Origin of the sequence: Eubacterium sp. An3 (assembly GCF_002159465.1) — a bacterium.
GTDB lineage: Bacteria > Bacillota > Clostridia > Lachnospirales > Lachnospiraceae > Anaerobutyricum > Anaerobutyricum stercoris.
Window position 1 is genome coordinate 1 of the sequence record NZ_NFIR01000084.1, and the last position, 1,943, is coordinate 1,943.

At 57.5% G+C, this 1,943-nt stretch carries 1 protein-coding gene; it reads right to left on the reverse strand.

Going from position 1 to position 1,943, the window contains the following annotated elements; translation table 11 throughout:
• Positions 1–59 precede the first annotated feature (59 nt).
• On the reverse strand, positions 60–1,943 hold a 1,884-nt coding region (locus B5F87_RS20345; RefSeq protein WP_242964627.1), incomplete at its 5' end, for an AAA family ATPase.

Genomic DNA, 1,943 nt, shown 5'->3' on the forward strand with positions numbered 1-1,943 from the left:
ACGCAAATTCTTGTGAAAGTGCGAAAGTGCAAAGTGCAAAGGGTCTGCGTTTTGCACTTTCAGCTTGCGGGTTCGGGTGGCTGCTTCTTCTTGATGAAGTTATACCATTGACCGCCGACACGCCTTGCGCCTAAAATACCGCCCATGTTGCGCTTGGCGTTCTGTACCGTCCTCTCGGATATTCCGGCTTCGGCTGCGGCCTTTACAATGTCCTCGCTGGCAAGTTCTTTCCCGTCTGCAAGCAGGTCAAGTATCAGCTTCTCGGCTTGCTCGGTCTTGGTGGCGGTGTTCCCGCCCGCGCCGGATAGCAGCTCGTCGGCGGTTATGTCATATTCGCCTATCCATGAAAAGCCTGTTTCCGGGTCAAGGCAAAAGGCAACGGGCTTGCCCTCCGGCGCAAGGGAAGATTTGTCATGGACGATAACGCGCACATTCGGCTCCCGCTTCACGCGCCCGATCAGCAGGACGCTCCTTGCTGCGGCGCGGAAGTCAATAGAACCTAAGCCCCGGTATGCGCTCTGTCCTCCGGCGGCTTTGTTCAAGTGTCCGATAAGGATAACGGCGCACCCGGTACGCTCGGCAACATCGGCAAGGCGGCGGAACATGGGGCGCACTTCGTTTGCCCTGTTCATGTCGGTCTTTTCGCCCATGTACGCCTGTATGGGGTCAAGGATAATCAACCGCGCCCCGTTCTGCGTGATTGCCTTTTCTATGCGCTCGTCGGAGAGGGTAAGCTCCCGTTTGGCTTCATCAATCACAAGCACGCGGTCAAGGTCGGCTTCGGCTTCTATCAAGCGGGGCTTGACGGTATCGCCCAGCCCGTCCTCGGCGGTCTGGTAAATCACTTGGAATGGCGGCAAGGGCTTCATTCCCGGCAGCGTTCCCCCGGTGGTGCAGGCGGCGGCAAGGCGTAGGGCAAAGGTGGTCTTGCCCTCGCCGGGGTTGCCTTGCACAATGGTTACTTTCCCAAAAGGGATATACGGCTCCCATAGCCATTCAACGGTCTGTGTGTCAACCTCGCTCATGCGGATAATCTCGACGGTTTCTTCCTGCGGCGGTTCTTTCAATCCGTAAACCGCTTCCCGGATATACTTCCCGTCTGTGATTTCTGCCCGGTGCTGCAATACCTCGTTCCAGTCCTTGTAAAGCGGCACAAGGCGGTGGACGGTCAAGCCCTCCGGCACAAGCTCCGCAAGGCGGCTGCAAGCGTCGTTTCCGGCTTGGTCGCTGTCAAGGCAGAGGTAAACGGTCTTGATGTTCGGGCGGTCAGAGAGGAAACGCAACAGGGCTTTTTCTCCCACGCCGCCCAATGACAAATAGCTCTGCTTCTGCCACGCCTTTTTGAACAGGCAGAGGAAAGAGAGCAGGTCAACGGGGGCTTCAAAGACAAAAAGCCTGTCACCCTCGCCTCGGTAGCAGAAATTAAAGGCTTTGTCGCTGCCTTTCACATCAAACCGGAAGTTTCCCGCCGTTCCCTTGCTGTGGGCGTAGCGCGGTATTCCGTCCTCGTCCCGCCCCACAAATACGGCGTTGTGGTGGGCTGCGTCCTCGTAAATATCGCCGCGGGCAAAGAAAAAGCCCGTCACATCATCATCAATGCGGCGGGCTGCTGTGAGGTAGTTCCTCGCTATTCTGTTGTCGTTGTTTGGGGGCGGTAGCCGGAAGTCGGAAAGGGACGCGTGGCAAGGTCTGTCCGGCGGCGGTGCGGCTCCCTTTTCTCCTGTGAGAAGTTCCACGGCTTCGGTGAAGCTCTTGCCGAAAAACTCCATGACAAAATCAACGGGGCCGCCGCCCTTGCTCTGGCTGTGCCTGTACCATTTGTTTCCCCGGACGGTCAAGCTGTCGTGCCGTTTCCAGCGGTATTCATTCCCGGCGCGGGTAAGCTGCTCGCCCTGTGATTGCAGGAAAGAAACAAGGTCGGCTTGGTTCGCCCGGTTTATCTG